This window comes from Lacrimispora xylanisolvens (assembly GCF_002934545.1).
Classification (GTDB): Bacteria; Bacillota; Clostridia; order Lachnospirales; family Lachnospiraceae; genus Lacrimispora; species Lacrimispora xylanisolvens.
In genome coordinates this window covers 106,482-125,233 of record NZ_PTJA01000017.1, presented here as the reverse complement: position 1 = coordinate 125,233, position 18,752 = coordinate 106,482, and the positions used below count along the sequence as shown (strand labels likewise).

Here is an 18,752-nt window from a genome sequence, read left to right as displayed (position 1 = left end):
GTAGGCAGACTTTCGGAGCGCCTTCCGGGCGCAAGCAGGAAATAAACCCCTTATAGGGGTTGAGCAAGCCACCGGCTAAGCCGGTGGTATTGACTTTATGCAAAAAATTATGCAAAAAAAATAATAGAAATGAGGTGTAAGGATGCCTACGGAGCGGTTTTATAATCTTCCGGCGGAGAAAAAGAAAATAATACGGGATGCTGCAACCGAGGAGTTTATCAGAGTGCCCTTTGAAAAGGCTTCAATTAATAAGATAATTCAGAGCGCAGGAATATCAAGAGGAAGTTTTTATACGTATTTTGTTGATAAGCGGGATGTGCTGGGATATATTTTTGAGGACGCCGGTGATAATTTTCAAGAGTCCTGGGTCAGATGTGCACAGAAAAGTAATGGTGATTTATGGAAGACAGCAGAGACATTTCTACAATATTCCATTTATAATACCGAAGAAAAGGTCTTAAGGCTGGTTGAAAATATTCTGGATAGTGAGAAACTTTTCGGAGTCGTTCATAATTTATGCCATGAGAAAAAGGATAAACAGACTGAATTGCGTGAGGTAATGTATCGTTGTACGGATGTGTCAAATTTCAGGTATACGGATATTGATACCTTTGGCAGACTTGTTTCCATGATCCTTTTTGAACTGGCCCGCTGTATGGGCTGGTATTACCATCATCCAGAAGATGAAGAAAAAATTAAGAAAATTTTTCAGGAAAAATTAGACATTTTACAGTATGGAATTCGAAAATAATAATTAGAATCATATTATGACTGAGAAGATAATAAGGAGCTTGATATGACAAAGAAAAAAGTATTTATAATTGCAGGGACTGTTGTAGTTGTGGCTGTTCTCGCAGGGCTTATGCTTCCTAAGATTCTTAATAAGGGCAAGGAAGAGCTGGTAGCGGAAGCGCCGCCGGTAGTAACCGCCCAAAAGCCGGAGGTCCGGACAATAGAAATTAATAATGAGCTGATTGGTACCATTGAACCGGACAGCATCGTTCATGTTACACCTCTTGGCGCAGGGGAAGTAACCAATGTAGCTGTGAAAACAGGAGACACCGTGACAGCAGGGCAGCTGCTTTGTGTGATTGATACAAAACAGGTAGAAAGTACACGGATCGCCATGGAAACTGCCAAAATTACTTACGGGGATGCAAAGAAAAATCTGGATCGCTTAACCGTACTTCATGCAGCAGGAGATGTGGCTGAGGCCGATTATCAGTCTACAGCAGATCAGGTGGAAATGGCCAGACTTCAATATGAAAATGCAAAAATTGCCTATAATATCCAGATGGAGAGCAGCCAGGTGACTGCCCCCATTTCAGGTAAGGTGGAAAGCTTTAATATCAGCCTTCACGATATGATTTCTCCCCAGACTACAATCTGTGTAATATCAGGTGATGGAGGAAAGTCCCTTACCTTTTATGTTTCTGAGCGGATTATAAGCGGATTGAAAGCCGGTGATATTATCCGGGTAGAGAAAAACGGTACGGATCATGAAGCAGCCATAACGGAAGTAAGTACCATGGTTGACAGTGGAAGCGGATTATTTAAAGTGAAAGCCTCCATTCCTTCCGGAGATTCACTAGCTACAGGAACCTCTGTGAAGCTTTATGTAACGGCACAGAAAGCAGAAAATGTACTTACCGTTCCTGTTGACAGTGTTTATTATGAGGCAGGAAATCCATTTATCTATACATATTCCAATGGAACATTGAAAAAGAATGCAGTTACCATCGGACTTACAAACAATGAATTTGCAGAGGTTCAGTCTGGAATCGGCACAGATGATCAGGTGGTCACCACATGGACCAGCGAATTATACGACGGCTCCAAAGTGACTCTGGCGGAAACTGCAGCGGAAACCGAGACGACACAAGAGAATGGGACCGAGGTAGAAACTTCTGCTTCTGCACAATAAGGGGGCGGTAAAATGGGAATGACAAAATTTGTATTAAAGCGGCCCATAACTGCCATATTAGCAGTTTTATGCCTTCTTGTATTTGGTTTATCCTCCGTTTTTTCTTCCAAACTGGAATTAACCCCGGAGATGAATTTCCCCATGCTTTTAGTAACAACTACCTATGCAGGAGCGAGCCCGGAGGATATTAACGATCTGGTTACCAAGCCAATCGAAGAGTCGGTAGGTACACTTTCCGGTGTTAAAAATATTCAGTCCAGTTCCCAGCAGAATATTTCTATCGTGTACATGGAATATAACTATGGTACCGATATGAATAAAGCATACAATGATTTAAAAAAGAAAATGGACAGTCTGGATCTTCCAAAGGAAGTAGAAAAGCCATCCATTATGGAATTTAACATTAATGATATGCCTTCCATGACACTTTCCATTAAAGATCCATCCCAAAACAATCTTTACAATTATGTAAATGATAAGATTGTTCCTGAATTTGAGAAAATCACTTCCGTCGCCAGTGTCAATATCAGCGGTGGCCAGGAAGGCTATGTAAGAGTTAATCTGATACCTGAGAAGATGAAGCAGTATCACCTTAATATGGATTCCATCAGCCAGGCAATTAAAGCAGCTGATTTCACATATCCCGCTGGCAAAACAGAAGTGGGGAAACGGGAGTTATCCGTTAGTACCGGTGTAGACGTAAAGACGGTGGAAGCCTTAAAAAAGGTTCCCATTGTGGCCAGTAATGGAAAGACCATCTACATGGAAGATATTGCCGATATTTCAGAAACCAATGAGAAGCAGACTGCCATAGGCCGGTATAACGGAGATGACACGATCACTGTATCCCTTAGTAAGCAGCAGAAAAACAGTGCAGTTGATGTTTCAAGAGCAGTTAAGAAAACCATTGAATCTCTGGAAAAGGATTATTCGAAACTGCAGGTAGTAGTTGTGGATGATACCAGTGACCAGATTACCACTGCTCTTGGCAGTGTAAAAGATACCATGATCGCAGCAGTTATTATTTCCATGGTTATTATTTTCCTTTTCTTTGGAGATATTAAAGCTTCCCTGATCGTAGGAACCTCTATCCCGGTTTCCATTCTTGTTTCACTTATAATGATGGCAGCCATGGGATTTTCTTTAAACGTTATTACCATGAGCAGTATCGTATTGGGAGTCGGAATGATGGTAGATAACTCCATCGTAGTACTGGAAAGTTGTTTCCGATCGCAGAAGGGCACTGGTTTCAGGGAATATATGAGTGCGGCATTAGAGGGAACCGGCGTTGTAATGCAGTCCGTTCTTGGTGGTACTCTGACAACGTGCGTTGTGTTTATCCCTCTGGCGTTTTTGGCAGGTCTGACCGGTCAGTTATTTAAGCCTCTCGGATTTACAATTGTATTCTGTATTATGGCTTCCTTTTTCTCTGCCATTACCATTGTTCCATTATGTTACTCCAGGTTCCGCCCGGTGGAACGGCAGCATTCTCCCATGGGAGGATTTGTAAGAGGTCTTCAGAGTATCTACAGAAAGATTGTTGATAAGCTTTTAAATAGGCGTGCTCTGGTTATGGTAATATCAGTGCTGCTGTTACTGGCATCTTTTGGCTTTGCATCAAAACTGGGATTTGAACTGATGCCTTCCGTGGATCAGGGAACCATTACTGTCACAGCTCAGATGAAGCCAGGAATTAAAGTAGAAGAAGCCGATAAGATATTAAAAAAACTGGAGGGAATTGTCACCAGTGAAGAAGATTTGAAATCGTATATGGTTAGTTATGGCGGTCAGGCTTTAAGCTTTTCCGGAGGAACCAACGGAACTGTAACAGCCTATCTGAAAAAAGATAGAAAGCTCACAACGGATCAGGTAGTTAATAAATGGAAAAAAATGATGAACCAGGTTCCTGATTGTAATGTGACTGTGAAATCAACCTCCAGTGTCAGTGATATGGGAGGAGGCAACAAGTCCGACTATGAAGTTATTCTTCAAAGTGCTCAGTTAGATCAGTTAAAACAGGTCTCTGACCAGATGGTAAATGAATTAAGCGCCCGTCCGGAGATGATCAAAGTACATTCCGATCTGGAAAATGCAGCACCAGTTATCAAAGTACGTGTAGATCCCATTCAGGCAGCGGCGGAGGGTATCAGCCCTGCGGCAGTTGGAGGAATGCTGAACGGAATGTTAAGCGGTGTGAAAGCGATGACCATGGATGTAAATGGTCAGAACGTGGACGTTAAAGTACAGTATCCGGATGACGCCTATAATACACTGGAAAAGGTGGAAGGTGTTCTTGTCCCGAATAACCTGGGTGGATCTGTGGCACTGACTGATATCGCTAAGATTGGTTACGAAGACAGCCCAACAGCCATTAATAGAAAGAATAAGCAGTATCTGGTTACCATAACAGGATCATTTACAGATGCCGTGAAGAATAAGAAAGATAAGGCGGCAGCAATAAAGGAACTAGACAGTAAAGTTACGGGTAAATACTTAAATGACAGTGTAACAAGGGCGAAAAACAGTGAAGATGCCTCTATGCAGGAAGAGTTGGGAAATCTTATGAAAGCCATTTTAATTGCTACATTCCTGGTATTTGTAGTAATGGCGGCTCAGTTTGAATCCTTCAAATTTTCCCTTATGGTTATGACCACCATTCCATTCAGCTTAATTGGATCTTTCGGCTGTTTGCTGGCAGCAGGTGTTGCAATCAGTATGCCTTCCATGCTGGGCTTTCTGATGTTAATCGGTACGGTTGTTAACTCGGGAATTCTTTATGTTGACACAGTTAACCAGTATCGTGCCTCCATGGATAAACGAACCGCCTTGGTTGAAGCAGGTGCTACCAGACTTCGGCCCATTCTCATGACCACCCTTACCACCATTGTATCCATGGTACCCATGGCATTGGGGATCGGAACGAATACTGAGACAATGCAGGGACTTGCGCTTGTTAATGTGGGAGGTCTTACTGCATCAACCATATTATCAATGCTTATGCTGCCTGTCTATTATTCTCTGATGAGTGGAAAAACAGATAAAACACAGCTGCCGGATTAATACCGGCAGCAATAAAAAATATTATTTATCTGATATGGAAGAATGTGGCTTGGCTCTTTTTGACAGCATGTGATATGATAATATAAGAATGAAGTATAAAAATCCCAGTTAAGGAGGATTTAGGATGAGAAAGTGGAAACAGATTGGCGCATTTACTCTTGCAGCAGTGATGACCTTCTCCGGACCGGCATCAACTGTCTGGGCTGGAAGTCCGGAGTTTTCAAGGACTGCTGAGGAGTGGGCAAAGCTTAGAGATAATGTGATGGAATACGATGAACTGAAAGATCTGATACATGAGTACAACGTTAAGGTACAGAAAAACCAGCTTGATATCAGTGATAAAAAGGGCAAGGATCGGGTTACCAGTGATGAGTATGCCAGGTATTACCGGGATGCAGCTGATAAGGCAAGAAACAACATTACCGGTGAAGATGGTAATGAGGTTAACGATGCGAGGAATGCAGTGAGTGCCAGACAGGCAGATGAGAATGCAGATAGAAATGTCGAGGATTTGGGAGTAGACCAGCTGACCAATGATCAGGAAGAAGCAACGCTTGTGGCTACGGCTCAAGTCTCGATGATTACTTATTTTCAACAAAAATATGAACTGGAAACTTTAAAAGATAGCCTGGAACTTTTAAATGCAGTGCATCAATCGGTACTGGTTAAGCAGAGTGCTGGAATGGCAACACAGACCGATGTGCTTGGTGCGCTGGAGAACATACAGAACACTCAAACATCCATTGATAAACTGACTGGAACCATCGAACAAACCAGACAGAAGCTGTGCGTAATGCTGGGGTGGAAATATAACGATACACCTGAAATCAAAGATATTCCTGCAGTGGATATGGCACAGATCGATGCCATGAATCCTGATACAGATATGGAAGCAGCCTTAAACAACAACTATACATTGAAAATTAATAAAAGAAAGCTTACCAATGCATCTGCGGACGTCACAAAGGAAACCCTTAAGCGGACAATCGCAAGCAATGAGCAGAATATTGGCACAGATCTGGTAAAGAGCTATCAGGAAGTTCTGCAGGCAAAGGCGGCGTATGATCAGGCAGTTGCAGAATATAATCTGGAAACTAAAAATATGGATACTGCTGAAAGAAAAACTCAGGTGGGTAAAATGAGCGGACTGGATTACAGAAAACAGAAAAATGCTCTGATTACAAAAACCAATGGAGTGAAAACTGCAGAGCTTACATTATTTCAATCGGTTCAGACCTATAATAATGCAGTGAGTGGCCTGGCTTCGACGGGAGGCTGATGATATGAGAAAAAAATGGAGTCTACCGATTTTCATTGCTGCGATGATCACTACCTGCACGGCGTTTCCTGCTTTTGCTGCAGGTCCTGGTCAGGCAGAAAATCCCATACCCCAAGAAGTGACACAGGAGAAGTGGGATCGGTTAAATGATCAGACCATTGAATTTGATGAATTGCCAGATCTGATAAGGTACTTTAATCCTGCTATGAAGAATGCAGAAACTTCTTTTTCAACTGCTTTAGATGATTATCAATATATTATTGATAAGATGAGACGTCAGGTTAAGGATCTGCAGACTGATGCAGATGAAGCAAAAAAGTCTGGTGCATTGAACACTCCAACTGGAGCAGAGCAGTACGGTGCGTTAAATTCTGCAATTAAACAGCTAAAGGTAGCAGCAGATCAACAACAGCGATCCATCGACTATATGAATCGTATGGATTCATCAGCAAGATCTGATATAAACCGGGGTGTCAAATCATACACTTATTATGCGAACCAGACGATGATTGGGTTCAATAGTGCTCAGGCTAGCCGCGCTATGGTTGAAAAAGTGGTGGAGTTAAGTAATGCTGCTTATGAAGCTCAGAGTTTAAGTTTAGGGGTAGGCATGGCTACAGAAGCAGATGTTCTATCTGCTCAAAAAGATCTGTTGTCTGCCAAAGGATCGCTGATAAAGATCAACAGCACCATTGACAATTTAAGCCGCTCCCTCTGCCTGATGACGGGATATTCTTCAGATTCTGCTCCCTCTATCGGTGGTCTTCCACAGCTTACTGATGAGATGATAGCAGCCCTTAATCTGGAAGCCGATTCTGACAAAGCAGTTTCCAACAATTACGATGTTATTTCTGCACGTCATGATTCTTCCGGTAAAACCACGACTGGAATGAAAAATAAGGATCAAAATGTTTCAGATGCAGAGCAGAATGTAAAGATAACCATGCAGGCCTATTATCAGGGTATCCTGCAGTCAAAATCTGCTTACGAAGCTGCAAATACCGCATTCCAGAAAGCAACTCTGGAAAAGGATAAGGCAGACCGTTCCTTTAACCTGAAGATGATCAGTAAAATCCAGTATCTTCAGGCACAGATGGCCTACTTAAAGGCACAGGGCGAAAAAGACAGTGCGTATAATACTTACTATCAGGCATATAACACGTACCAGTGGGCCATTCAGGGTATTATCATGGATTCTGCGAAGTAACTGCTTTTTTATGAACAGGCAGCAGATCCAAAACTTTAAGCTTTACATGGATTTTAACCGGTTCTTTTCTTAATTTTAAATAATCAGATTCATCCATGGAGTGGCGCAGGATCTCTTTTGAGGTGTCCGGAACGACTGCATAGGAAGAATCGGTAAAGCATAGCGGAGGATAGAGGACGCACCACCAGTTGCGTCCTTTTCCTTCGCCAATTTTTACCCTTACTGCTTCGTAAGTTCCGCAGGGGAATACCATATCTCCGTAGGTTTTGGTGGGAAAGTAGCAATTGGTCAGTTCCATATGTGCGGGATAATCATATCCCAGGTTCTTCATGTAGTTTTCTGCTTTTTTCTCCAAAATGGATTCGTGGGAGCGGATATAGGTTTTTGTATCTTCCAGGGATGCATTTTCACCAAGGTCTTCATATATTGAATTGAGAAGCATGGTGCGTACTTTTAATTTTAAATTCTGGTCCCCAGTGCTGTTGCTGTTTGCAAGAACATGAAACCGCAGGATTTCGGGGGCGATCCTGGCGGCAAGGGCTTCATCGCTTGATCTGTCATTTGCCAGTGTCAGTAAAAAAGCAATGAGCAGACAGGTAATACATAAGAATAAATCACGTTTCTGTTTCATAGAGTACCTCCTTTTTTCTGGAATCTATTTGTAATTGTAACCATATGTGCTATAATATAAACGCTGTAAATCAAGAATTTATTAAGGAGATTGGAATGAGTAAGAAAACTGCGGTTGTATTATTTGGCGGACAGTCATCGGAGCACGTTGTTTCCTGTATGTCAGTTGTCAATGTGATAGACCATATAAATAAAGATAAATATGATCTGCTTTTGATCGGAATCACTGAGGAAGGACACTGGATTAAAACGGAGTCTGTAAAGGAAATCAAAGACGGAACCTGGAGAGAGGGAAGTGTCCGTGCAATTCTTTCTCCGGATGCTGGCATGGGAGCTGTCATATTACTTGATGGAACGAAGACAGAACTTGTTGAGGCAGATGTGGTATTTCCTGTACTCCATGGTCTGCTGGGCGAAGATGGAACCGTCCAGGGCCTGCTGGAGCTTTCCCGGATTCCATATGTGGGATGTGGCGTACTTTCTTCTGCAGTTTCCATGGATAAATTATATACAAAGATTATTGTTGACGACCTTGGTGTGCGTCAGGCGGCCTATGTACCAGTCATGCGCCATCAGTTAAAAAATATGGAGCAGGTAATTGCCAGAGTAGAAGAACGGTTTGATTATCCCGTGTTTGTAAAGCCATCCAATGCCGGTTCTTCCAAGGGCGTGAGCAGGGCGGAAGATAAAAAGGAACTGGAGACAGCATTACTTGAGGCAGCCAGACACGACCGTAAGATTCTGGTAGAAGAGATGATTGTAGGCAGAGAGATTGAATGTGCTGTTTTAGGCGGCGGCAATCAGCCGGTTAAGGCCTCTGGTGTGGGAGAGATTCTTGCAGCGGCGGAATTTTATGACTTCGATGCAAAGTATAACAATGCGGATTCAAAAACAGTAATCGATCCCCAATTGCCCGATGGTGCTGCTGAACGTGTGAGAGAAGCAGCAAAAGCGGTATTCCAGGCAGTGGATGGCCGGGGACTTGCAAGAGTGGATTTTTTTGTTAAGAGTGATGGAACAGTTGTATTTAATGAGATTAATACCATGCCGGGATTTACGGCAATCAGTATGTATCCCATGCTTTGGGAAGCAGCAGGAATAAGCAAGGATCAGCTCGTTAATTGTCTTATGGAAGACGCTTTGAGCCGGTTTGACGATTAAGGAGCAGATATTATGGCAGATAGAAATTCTCCCATTGGAGTGTTTGATTCCGGCGTAGGCGGACTTACGGTTGCAAGAGAAATCATGAGGCAGATGCCGGATGAAAGAATTGTATATTTTGGTGATACGGCACGGGTGCCCTATGGGAACAAATCCTGCAACACTGTCATCCGATTTACCAGACAGATTATTCGTTTTCTTATGACCCAGGATGTAAAAGCTATTGTAATTGCCTGTAATACAGCCACTGCCTGTGCACTGGAGACAGTAGAGCATGATCTGGATATTCCCATCATCGGAGTCATTCATGCAGGTGCAAGAACTGCAATTGAATCCACCAAGAATGGTAAGATTGGAATTATCGGAACCGAAGGGACCATAAGAAGCGGTGTATATACACGGGTAATCAAAGAAATGCGGGAAGACATAGAAGTGACTGGAAAACCCTGTCCCCTTCTGGTGCCCCTGGTTGAGGAAGGACTGCTTCACGATTCCGTAACAGATGAAATTGCATCCCGGTATTTAAGCGAATTAAAAGGCAAATACATTGATACACTGATATTAGGCTGTACCCATTACCCACTTCTGCGTTCCACCGTAGGCAGGCTGATGGGACCGGAAGTGACTCTGGTCAATCCGGCTTATGAGACAGCTCTGGAATTAAAGCAGGTTCTGGAGGAGAATGGGCTGATCTGTGATCAGGACGGCAGCAGCATTGATAAATATCATTTCTATGTCAGTGATCTGGCGGAAAAGTTCACAAGCTTTGCTGCCTCCATTCTTCCAGGTCAGGTGAAAGAGACGAGACAAATAAATATAGAAGAGTACTAGAGGAGTTATAAACGATGACGAGAGATGTTCTGATCAGTATCAGCGGTGCGCAAATCGTGGAAGATGATAATCAGGCTGTGGAAATGATCACAAGAGGAGATTATTTTTTAAAAAACGGCAATCATTATATTCTTTATGATGAAGTTCAGGAAGGGGTAGATGGTGTGACCAGAAACACCATTAAGATTCACCCGGCAGGAATGGATATCATAAAAAGAGGAAGCACCAGTGTTCATATGACCTTTGAAAAGGAAAAGAAAAACATTTCCTGTTATGCAACGCCATTTGGAGAGCTGATGATTGGGATCAGAACCAATGATATCAGGATTGCAGAGGAAGAGGATCGTTTAAAGGTTCAGGTGGATTATTCTCTGGATATTAATTACCAGCATGTTTCAGAATGCAATATTGTGCTTGAGGTCTGTTCTAAAGATACTGCAAGTATTCATCTTTTGAGTTGAAAAAAGACACATAGTGTGTCTTTTTTTATGGTCAAAAGATTGTATCCTTGACTAGGGGAATTGCCCCGTATTTACCAAGAAGATAGTCCTTGGAAAAGCTGGCGTCAGACCGGACTTTAATATCAGCAAGGGTATAGAGTCTGGACTCTCCGTATTCATTCATGTCTACAAAAGCTACCTCATCACGGCGGAACTGCTGGTTATTTAAAATGGAGATGTCGTGAGTTGAGAAAATAAGCTGTATATTCTTGTTCATCTCCTGCTGAAATGAATCAACAATAAATTTGGTCACAGTGGGATGGAATTCACCGGAAATGCTGTCAACCATCAGGATGCCTCCGTTTTTGCTCAGCTCAAAGATTCTTAAAAACATAAACAGATTTTTAAGAGTACCGGAGGAAATCTCCGTAATATCCATATATTTGATAAATGACTGGCCGCTTGACCGGGATTTAGTAAGATATCCTAGTTTTGGAATCCCGTTTTCAATTTTAACATCTTCTACTGGTATTCCCAGCTTACGAAGCTGACTCAGACTGAAATTGATTGCCTCAGGATTTTCCAGGATTTTAAATAACTTTCCGTCCATTAAAGTGTTGCCAAGAATTTGAAACATTTCAAGATCATCAAAGTAATAGTGAATTTTACTGGAGAAAAAGTTCTCAAAAGGCTTCATAATTGCATTTATTTCAGGAATATCCATAGATGATAGAATGGAACAAAATAACCGGTTGTCATGGGGACGGATTCCGGATTTGGAGCGCATGCATTTTTCATAGAACCGACCATAGGAAAGCTCCGTTGCAGTACGTGAATATACCAGGTGATGATCAACGGTCAGGTGTTCCGTCACGATGTTTTGGGAACAGACAGAGAACCCGTACTCATAAATTCTGTTGCCGCTTATAAAGGATATTTCCATTTCAGTTGGGGGAGTCTCTGGCTCGCCCTGTTCAAATGGAACAATTTTGTCCATGGAATTCAGCTGTAAAAGATTAATAGACCGGTTTTTATAAGATGCCTGGGAAGGAAACAGCTGCCAGAAAATCAGAGAGTGAAAACTGGCAAAAGCAAGAAAAATATTGGTTTTCCCGCTTGAATTAGGCCCGTAGACAGCCAGTGTCTTTATCAGCTTCTGGTTGCCAAATGAAATCAGGTGGTCTGGAAGTTCTTTGTAGGTGACCGCCTTCATATTAACAAATGTTTCGTCCAAAAAGGAACGGAAGTTCTTAAATCGAAAAGAGATTAGCATCAGTATTATCCTCCTTTTTGAAATTATATCTCAGAAATTAGAAAAAAGAAACATGAAATAATAAAAAAATAGGCTTACCATGTGATAATTTCGTCAAGTAACTGTTGTTGCTCCTGGCTGGAACGGGTGAGGTAAATTCTTGTCGTTTCAATGCTTTCGTGCCCCATTAAATCTGCAAGCAGCGATATGTCATTATTCCTGGCTAAAAAATTCTTTGCAAAACGATGCCGGAAAGAATGAGGGTAAACAGTATCCGGATTTATTCCATAACGGCTGGCCAGATGCTTTAACTGGTAATTAATGCCGCGGGGAGTAATTAAATGACCTGCTTTATTTAAAAACAAAAAACCACTCTCTACTCCACGCTCCAGGCACCATGCCAGTGCCTCTTCGCAGAGGGAATCGGGAAAATAAATTCGGCGTATCTTGCCTCCCTTGGAATAGAGATCTAAATAACCGAGCTTTAAATGCTCCTCTTTTATCTGAATCAGTTCACTGACGCGCGCGCCTGTTGCAGCAAGGAACCGTACAATAAAATACCAGAAATAATTTTTTTCTTCTTTCAGTTTCTCTTTAAAGATCTCATAATCCTCATTGGAAATAATGGTATCCAGAAAGGTTTTCTGTTGTACTTTAACAGAGGGGAGGCGGTAGGAGGACAATACAATGGAATCCACTTCACTGGTCTCTGTTAAAAAACGGGAAAAATGGTTAATGGCATAAATACGCTGATTCACGGTAGCCGGTCGGTAACGCGGAATTAAATAGCTCTTATACTGCTGCAGGTTTTCAGGGGTAACCTCATTATACAAAGTGAAAAAAAGACGTACACTGCCAACATAGGCAGTTATGGAGTTGCCCGATAAATTTTTCTTCTTAAGGTATTTTCTAAATTCATTTATTAATTCATCATTCACCATAATTTTCTACCAATTCACAATCTGATTTACAATCTGTTTTTGTTCTGTACTGCTTCTATGCAGATAAATTCTGGTGGTTTCTATGCTCTCATGACCCAGAATATCAGAGAGCATGGAAATATCTCCGCATTTCTCAATAAAATTCTTAGCAAAACGATGCCGGAAGGAGTGAGGGTAGACCACCTTTGGATCCAGACCGTATAAAGCTGTAAATTTTTTCAGCTGTCCCCTTATTCCGGCAGGAGTAATTGGTTCGCCGTAACGATTTAAGAAGATGTATCCACTGACACGGCTGATCTGATTCAGCCATTTAAGGGCTTCTATGCGCAGGTTTTTTGGAAAGTAGATTCTCCTTATTTTGTTATCCTTGGAGTAAATATCCATGTAACCCCGTTTTACATGCTCTACTTTTACCATTACAAGCTCACTGACACGCACTCCGGTTGCAGCCATAAACCGCACCACAAAATAATACAGCATGTTCCCATCCCGGATAAGACAGTTTTTCAGATACTCATAGTCCGCCTGACTGATGATATTCTCCAAAAATGTTTTCTGTTGTATGCGTATCATCAGCATTTTTGAAGAAGCAAGCTTTAAAGATTCCATATAACAATTCAGGGCACGAATTCTTAAATTTACTGTCTGCGGCTTGTAATGTTCCATTAAATAGCATTTATAGAGCATGAGATTGTCATGACTGACCACATGGTAGAGGCCAAGAAACTGTCTGACTGCAAACAGATATACGTGAATGGTATTTGCAGACATATTGTTGATTTTTAAATATTCCTGGAAATCATCAAGGCTTTGCTCGACTACGCTTTTGTTCCCGGTTGCAATTTCATTTATTACGTTTCCTTTCGTCATATCGTCCATCTCCCTTTTAGAATCAAACAAGAACAGTTTAACACAAGTATATAAACTGTTCATTAAAAAATCAAGAAAAATTCGAAAAAATAGTAAAAATAAAGCATAAATAGTAGATAAAATTGGTTTTGCTTTCGATAATTTCCAATATTAGAAGTATAATGGCTTTGTGATGCAATTAGGAATTTCACCTAAATTATTTCAAAAAGAAAAAAAGGAGAGTGCATTTATTATGAGAAAGCAGACCAAATTAGTTGCTGTTTTATCTACAGCAGCACTGCTGGCATTAGGTGCGTCCATGTCTTCTTTCGCAGCAACTGGCTGGCAGGAAGAAAATGGTACATGGGTGTATTACAACAGAAGCGGAGACAAAGAAACAGAGAAGTGGGCAAAATCCGGTGACAACTGGTTTTACTTAAATGACAGCGGTGAGATGGCAACTGATGTTATCGTGGAATACAATGACGACTACTATTATGTAGATGACAACGGCGCTATGGTAACTAATCAGTGGGTGTCCATGGAGAACGAAGATTATGACGGTGGTGAGGATGACGAAGAACCTGTAAATCACTGGTACTATTTTGGCTCCAATGGTAAAGCTTATAAGAGTTCTACCAGCAGTGACACCGCATCCTTTAAAAATATTAACGGCAAAGAGTACGTCTTTGATGACGAAGGCAAGATGCTTTACGGCTGGATCAACGACGATGGGGAAAGAGAAACCGGCGATGACGCATGGAAAGAAGGAATTTACTACTGCGGCAAAGAAGATGATGGTGCAAAGACCATAGGCTGGTCGAGTATCGAAATCAAAGATGACGATTATGACGATGCTGCAAAAGATGGAAACGCAAGAGTTTCCAGCCACAATACCTTTGATGATGAAGAGCAGGAGCGTTGGTTCTGGTTCAAGAGCAACGGTAAGAAACAGACAAGTAAAGACGGAAAAACCATCAATGGCAAGAAGTACAGCTTTGATGAGTGGGGCCGTATGAATGCAGAGTGGATTCTTTGGGATGCAACTGCAACAACTGCAAAAGCAACCGCTGCCACAGCTTCTTCCGGTCAGGGCGCAAATGCTTATACAAGAGAGTGGAGATATTTCGGTTCTCCAGAAGATGGTGCAAGAATTACCAAGGGCTGGTTCAAAGTTGTTCCTGATGAGAATCTGCACTTAGAAAAATATAATGATGATGAAGATTTCTGGTATTATTCAGACAATGACGGTCAGCTGGTTGCCGGTGAAATCAAGACCATTAATGGTAAGAAATACGCCTTTGACTCCAAGGGAAGAATGAAGAGCGGCATGAAGTTCTATAAGTTTGAAGACAACAACCCAAATAAAGATATTGTTGAAATCATTGATGACGATGATGACGATTACCCATTTGATACAGAAGACCGTTTCAAAGACAATGCAAATCACTGGCTGGATCAAGGCTACTACTTATATTATTTCGGCAGCGGCAGTGATGGTTCCATGAAGACAAATAAGCAGAATGTTGAAATCGACGGAGAATCATTCAATTTCTTCTTTAATAAATCCGGTACTTTTAAAGGAGCTGGTAAAACAGGCGTTGATGATGATAAGTATTATCTGGCTGGTATGCTGTTAAAAGCAGATAAGGATGACAAATATTCTGTAGTTAAAATCAAAGAGACAAAAGATGGCGGAGTGACAAAGACAACATATAACATTCTTGATACAGATGAATTTATGGATGATCTCGAAGCAGAAGGCAAGGCAAGTGATGATGGCAAGAGCTGGCTTGTAAAAGATGATGAAAAGCTGGCAGTTAAAGACAAGTATGACGAGTACTACAACGTTAACTATGAAGCAGCAAGAAAAGCTGGAATTACCTATAAGCTAGTAAATACTTCTGGTACTGTTCAGAAGAATAAGCACAAAGCAAAAGATGGTGATGACCGCTGCTACGATCAGAAGGGAAATGATATTACTTCTCTTTACGTAGAAAGCTAATAATGCTCTGACAAAGACAAGATAAAACATATGGCGGATTTTTTCCGCCATATGTTTTATCTATAAGATGACAAGTTGTCATTTATTTAATAAAATTTATAAACTTTTTATATTTAAAAAATTGGAGGAATTTATGCCAACACAGCGTTTTTTACATTTGCCTGATATAAAACGTGAAAAAATTAAACAGGCGGCAATTCAGGAATTTTCCAGATTCTCCTTTTCCGATGTTTCTATCAACCAGATTATTAAAGCGGCTGATATCTCCAGAGGTAGTTTTTATACATATTTTGAAGATAAGGATGATTTGCTGTCTTATTTGCTCCATGATTTCCAGGAGTCCTGTAAGCTATGGTTCAATAAAAATATGGAATTATGTGAAGGTAATATTTATCAGGTGTTCTGGAATTCAATCCTGGTGTTAATTCACTACGGACGGGAACAACAGGATTTTATATTTTATAAAAATATTTTTATGGATGCAAAGCTGATGACTGAAACAAGCATCATAGGCTTCAAAGAATTTTTTAATAAAAGCAGAGAAGAGAAGGAACTAATCCGCGATTGCTTTGATAAGCTGGATCGTAACATCTGTCCGGTTTCCGATGTGGATGAGCTTTCGGATCTGCTGGAACTTTTGTTATTCCTTGTAGCAAAATCCATGGCTATGTATTTTATGGAATCGGCAGATATAGATGAAATACTACATGGGATCGAATTCCAGTTTAAAATTGTGGAAGAAGGAGTGCGTCTAAAAACACAGAGAAAGACAGGATAGGAGTAATTACAATGGTTAATAGAAAAAGTAAACAATTTGTTTCCATTCTTTTATTGGCAGTTTTGTTGTTTCCAGCAAATAAGATATACGCAAGCCCGGCATTTTCAAGATCCGATGCAGAGTGGGAAAAGCTACGGGATAATACTATGGAATACGAAGAAATTGAGGATTTAATTCATGAATACAATGCCACAGTTTTAAATAACCAGGTGGAATACTCCAAGCAGAGAGATGATCCCACTGCAGATGATGTGGCGCGGTCTTACCGGGATGATGCAGCAGATCTGCGCTCAACCATAACCGGAGATAATGATCTTGCGGATGCCATGGCAGAAGCACAGGCACGGTCATTGGAGAAAAAAGCAGATGATAATGTATTCGATTTAGTAGTAATGCGCTATTCCAACATTCAGACTGAAAAAAATCTCACCATTATAGCTCAGTCAAATATGATTTCCTACTATAAGTCCATTCTTAATCTGGAAGTTTTAAAACAGAATCAAAAGCTGCTTACTGAAGTACTTCGGGTGACGGAAGTACAAAGAGACATCGGGTCTTCTACCAATGTAGAGGTATTAAATGCAAAGAACAATCTGCAAAAGACAGAGACGGCAATTATTCAGACAGAAGCTTCTATTAATAAGCTGAAGAAATCTCTTTGTGTCATGTTAGGCTGGGGCTATCAGGCATCACCGGATATGAGACCGGTGCCGGCTTCTGACGCTGCCAGAATATCCGGGTTTCACCCCGATCTGGATTACGCCAAAGCCGTTGATAATAATTATGAACTTATAATAAATCAGAGAAAGCTGGAGAATGCAGTATCAGAAGTGGTAAAAGATTCTTATCGGATTAAAATCAGGGATAACAAAGATAAAATAGGCGCAGATCTGGACAAGAGATACCGGGAAGTTTTACAGGCTCAGGTTGCTTATCATGAGGCCCAAAGTGCTCTGGAGGAATCAGCAAGAAAAATGGAGATTGCTTCTCAGAACATGCAGCTGGGTACCATAGGCCAACTGGAATATTTACAGCAGCAGACAGATTATCTGACAAAGCAGAATGCACTTAAAATTGCAGATATGGACTGGTTTTGGACAATGGAACAGTATGACTGGTCGGTGAATGGGCTGGCATCGGTAGAGTAAGGAGGGAATAGCCATGCATAGGAATACGAAAAAATTGTGGCAGGTTGTGCTTCTTACAGCAGTTATTGTGTCCATAACAGGCAATGCCCTGGTGCTTCCGGCGTATGGGGCACAAATGGCAGAACCGGGAAAAGCAAAAAATGCCGTCCCAGAAGGATATGACCAAAGGCAGTGGGAATTACTACAGGATAATGTTTTAGAGTATGAAGAACTGGGAGACCGGATTCAGTTATTTAATCCAAATATGATCTCTGCAAATGAGATGTACTGGTCCGCCATGGATGATGTAAAGGACCAGTACATGGCGGCTTATGAAGATGCAGGGGATTATAAGGAAGATGCCGATGATTTAAAAGATGCAGGCGGTTTATCCACCATGGATGGGCAGATCCTGTATGCTACTTTGCGGGCGTATGAAAAGGCAATGAAAAGTGCTGGAGACAAGATCAGCAGAGCTTATAATTATAACACTAAACCCGACGCCTCCTCCTATGAACCAGTCAGAAAAGGGGCAAAACAGCTGACCAGCGGAGCCCAGCAGGCAATGATTGGCTACAATATGGCATCAGCCCAGCAAAAAACACTGCAGACAATGAAGGAAATGTATGAAAAGCTTTACCAGTCTGCTGTTTCCATGCAAGGTTTGGGAATGGCAACAGATGCAGATGTGACAGCCGCTAAAAAAAACCTGCTCAATGCAGAAAGTGCACTTGCTGGTCTTGACAATACGGTAGAAAGTCTTGGCTCAACAGTGAAACTCCTGGCAGGCTGGACGGGGGAGAGCAAACCACAGATTCAGTCTGTTCCTGCTGCTGATTTAAGTAAAATAGAGGAACTGAACTTGCAGGAGGATACAGCCGCTGCCATCCGCAATAATTACACACTGATTGAGGAACGTCACAGAAAAACAGATCGAAGTTCTACCAGAGTAAAATCAAAGTTTCGAAGTGAAGCGCAGATGGAACAGAATCTGTCCATTCAGATGGAGCAGCTCTATCAGGATATTTTACAAAATAAAAAAAATTACGAAGCTGCCTGCACGGCATATGATCAGGCAGTCGTTGTAAAAAATGCCACTGAGATTCAGTTTAAAAATGGTTCCATCAGCCAGATTGAATATTTGGGACAGATGCTGTCTTACTATCAGGCAGAAGGAGAAAAAACAAATGCAGACTTGTCACTGCGCCAGGCGATGGAGTTGTATTACTGGGCGACAGAAGGGTTACTGGATATCTAAAACTCAGATA

General features: G+C 41.5%; 16 protein-coding genes. 12 read left to right on the top strand and 4 right to left on the bottom strand.

Going from position 1 to position 18,752, the window contains the following annotated elements:
* Positions 1–142: 142 nt before the first annotated feature.
* From BXY41_RS24480 to BXY41_RS24460, 5 genes are all read left to right on the top strand, one after another.
* A complete protein-coding gene (locus BXY41_RS24480) occupies positions 143–751 on the top strand; it encodes a TetR/AcrR family transcriptional regulator (RefSeq protein ID WP_104439499.1) in 609 nt (202 codons plus the stop codon).
* Positions 752–796: 45 nt separating this feature from the next.
* Positions 797–1,924, top strand: a complete 1,128-nt coding sequence (locus BXY41_RS24475) for an efflux RND transporter periplasmic adaptor subunit (protein ID WP_104439498.1) — start codon at positions 797–799, stop codon at positions 1,922–1,924.
* 12 nt (positions 1,925–1,936) lie between these two features.
* On the top strand, positions 1,937–4,984 hold the full coding sequence (locus BXY41_RS24470; protein ID WP_104439497.1) for an efflux RND transporter permease subunit: 3,048 nt from the start codon (positions 1,937–1,939) through the stop codon (positions 4,982–4,984).
* A 124-nt stretch (positions 4,985–5,108) separates the two neighbouring features.
* Positions 5,109–6,263 (top strand): TolC family protein, encoded by a 1,155-nt coding sequence (locus BXY41_RS24465; protein ID WP_104439496.1) that lies wholly within the window; start codon positions 5,109–5,111, stop codon positions 6,261–6,263.
* Between the two features lie 4 nt (positions 6,264–6,267).
* Complete coding sequence (locus tag BXY41_RS24460; RefSeq protein ID WP_104439495.1) at positions 6,268–7,470, top strand: TolC family protein; 1,203 nt, start codon at positions 6,268–6,270, stop codon at positions 7,468–7,470.
* Here BXY41_RS24460 and spoIIR read toward each other — a convergent pair.
* Positions 7,451–8,101 carry a stage II sporulation protein R gene (gene spoIIR, locus BXY41_RS24455; protein ID WP_104439494.1) on the bottom strand — a complete coding sequence of 217 codons (651 nt, stop codon included), beginning with the start codon at positions 8,099–8,101 and terminating at the stop codon, positions 7,451–7,453. The genes BXY41_RS24460 and spoIIR overlap by 20 nt on opposite strands.
* 95 nt (positions 8,102–8,196) lie before the next feature.
* Here spoIIR and BXY41_RS24450 point away from each other — a divergent pair, with 95 nt between their 5' ends.
* The 3 genes from BXY41_RS24450 to BXY41_RS24440 are packed head-to-tail and all read left to right on the top strand — an operon-like array spanning position 8,197 to position 10,553.
* Complete coding sequence (locus BXY41_RS24450; RefSeq protein WP_104439493.1) at positions 8,197–9,261, top strand: D-alanine--D-alanine ligase family protein; 1,065 nt, start codon at positions 8,197–8,199, stop codon at positions 9,259–9,261.
* 12 nt (positions 9,262–9,273) lie between these two features.
* Entirely contained in the window at positions 9,274–10,092 is an 819-nt protein-coding gene (gene murI, locus BXY41_RS24445; protein WP_104439492.1) for a glutamate racemase, read from the top strand.
* A gap of 14 nt (positions 10,093–10,106) precedes the next feature.
* Positions 10,107–10,553: a YwiB family protein gene (locus BXY41_RS24440; RefSeq protein ID WP_104439491.1), complete on the top strand. Its 447-nt coding sequence runs from the start codon at positions 10,107–10,109 to the stop codon at positions 10,551–10,553.
* 31 nt (positions 10,554–10,584) lie between these two features.
* Here BXY41_RS24440 and BXY41_RS24435 read toward each other — a convergent pair whose 3' ends face one another.
* The 3 genes from BXY41_RS24435 to BXY41_RS24425 all read right to left on the bottom strand — a co-directional run bounded on the left by BXY41_RS24435 (position 10,585) and on the right by BXY41_RS24425 (position 13,595).
* On the bottom strand, positions 10,585–11,805 hold the full coding sequence (locus tag BXY41_RS24435; protein WP_104439490.1) for an AAA family ATPase: 1,221 nt from the start codon (positions 11,803–11,805) through the stop codon (positions 10,585–10,587).
* 74 nt (positions 11,806–11,879) lie between these two features.
* On the bottom strand, positions 11,880–12,725 hold the full coding sequence (locus BXY41_RS24430) for a tyrosine-type recombinase/integrase (RefSeq protein WP_104439489.1): 846 nt from the start codon (positions 12,723–12,725) through the stop codon (positions 11,880–11,882).
* Positions 12,726–12,731: 6 nt separating this feature from the next.
* Positions 12,732–13,595, bottom strand: coding sequence for a tyrosine-type recombinase/integrase (locus BXY41_RS24425; protein WP_185140395.1), 864 nt, complete (start codon positions 13,593–13,595; stop codon positions 12,732–12,734).
* Between the two features lie 232 nt (positions 13,596–13,827).
* On the opposite strand from BXY41_RS24425, the gene BXY41_RS24420 reads away from it, so the two are divergent.
* The 4 genes from BXY41_RS24420 to BXY41_RS24405 all read left to right on the top strand — a co-directional run bounded on the left by BXY41_RS24420 (position 13,828) and on the right by BXY41_RS24405 (position 18,742).
* The gene (locus BXY41_RS24420) at positions 13,828–15,579 is read left to right on the top strand and encodes a cell wall-binding protein (RefSeq protein ID WP_104439487.1); all 1,752 of its coding nucleotides are present in this window, start codon (positions 13,828–13,830) and stop codon (positions 15,577–15,579) included.
* 133 nt (positions 15,580–15,712) lie between these two features.
* On the top strand, positions 15,713–16,357 hold the full coding sequence (locus BXY41_RS24415; protein ID WP_170072586.1) for a TetR/AcrR family transcriptional regulator: 645 nt from the start codon (positions 15,713–15,715) through the stop codon (positions 16,355–16,357).
* 11 nt (positions 16,358–16,368) lie between these two features.
* Complete coding sequence (locus BXY41_RS24410; RefSeq protein ID WP_104439485.1) at positions 16,369–17,505, top strand: TolC family protein; 1,137 nt, start codon at positions 16,369–16,371, stop codon at positions 17,503–17,505.
* Between the two features lie 13 nt (positions 17,506–17,518).
* Positions 17,519–18,742, top strand: a complete 1,224-nt coding sequence (locus BXY41_RS24405) for a TolC family protein (RefSeq protein WP_104439484.1) — start codon at positions 17,519–17,521, stop codon at positions 18,740–18,742.
* Positions 18,743–18,752: the final 10 nt, after the last annotated feature.

Excerpts from the sequence above, each read along its gene's own strand:
- spoIIR (WP_104439494.1), bottom strand. The coding sequence starts at position 8,101 with ATGAAACAGAAACGTGATTTATTCTTATGTATTACCTGTCTGCTCATT.
- BXY41_RS24435 (WP_104439490.1), bottom strand. The coding sequence starts at position 11,805 with ATGCTAATCTCTTTTCGATTTAAGAACTTCCGTTCCTTTTTGGACGAA.
- BXY41_RS24475 (WP_104439498.1), top strand. The coding sequence starts at position 797 with ATGACAAAGAAAAAAGTATTTATAATTGCAGGGACTGTTGTAGTTGTG.
- BXY41_RS24480 (WP_104439499.1), top strand. The coding sequence starts at position 143 with ATGCCTACGGAGCGGTTTTATAATCTTCCGGCGGAGAAAAAGAAAATA.
- BXY41_RS24420 (WP_104439487.1), top strand. The coding sequence starts at position 13,828 with ATGAGAAAGCAGACCAAATTAGTTGCTGTTTTATCTACAGCAGCACTG.
- BXY41_RS24405 (WP_104439484.1), top strand. The coding sequence starts at position 17,519 with ATGCATAGGAATACGAAAAAATTGTGGCAGGTTGTGCTTCTTACAGCA.
- BXY41_RS24460 (WP_104439495.1), top strand. The coding sequence starts at position 6,268 with ATGAGAAAAAAATGGAGTCTACCGATTTTCATTGCTGCGATGATCACT.
- murI (WP_104439492.1), top strand. The coding sequence starts at position 9,274 with ATGGCAGATAGAAATTCTCCCATTGGAGTGTTTGATTCCGGCGTAGGC.
- BXY41_RS24410 (WP_104439485.1), top strand. The coding sequence starts at position 16,369 with ATGGTTAATAGAAAAAGTAAACAATTTGTTTCCATTCTTTTATTGGCA.
- BXY41_RS24440 (WP_104439491.1), top strand. The coding sequence starts at position 10,107 with ATGACGAGAGATGTTCTGATCAGTATCAGCGGTGCGCAAATCGTGGAA.
- BXY41_RS24425 (WP_185140395.1), bottom strand. The coding sequence starts at position 13,595 with ATGACGAAAGGAAACGTAATAAATGAAATTGCAACCGGGAACAAAAGC.
- BXY41_RS24450 (WP_104439493.1), top strand. The coding sequence starts at position 8,197 with ATGAGTAAGAAAACTGCGGTTGTATTATTTGGCGGACAGTCATCGGAG.
- BXY41_RS24465 (WP_104439496.1), top strand. The coding sequence starts at position 5,109 with ATGAGAAAGTGGAAACAGATTGGCGCATTTACTCTTGCAGCAGTGATG.
- BXY41_RS24470 (WP_104439497.1), top strand. The coding sequence starts at position 1,937 with ATGGGAATGACAAAATTTGTATTAAAGCGGCCCATAACTGCCATATTA.
- BXY41_RS24415 (WP_170072586.1), top strand. The coding sequence starts at position 15,713 with ATGCCAACACAGCGTTTTTTACATTTGCCTGATATAAAACGTGAAAAA.
- BXY41_RS24430 (WP_104439489.1), bottom strand. The coding sequence starts at position 12,725 with ATGGTGAATGATGAATTAATAAATGAATTTAGAAAATACCTTAAGAAG.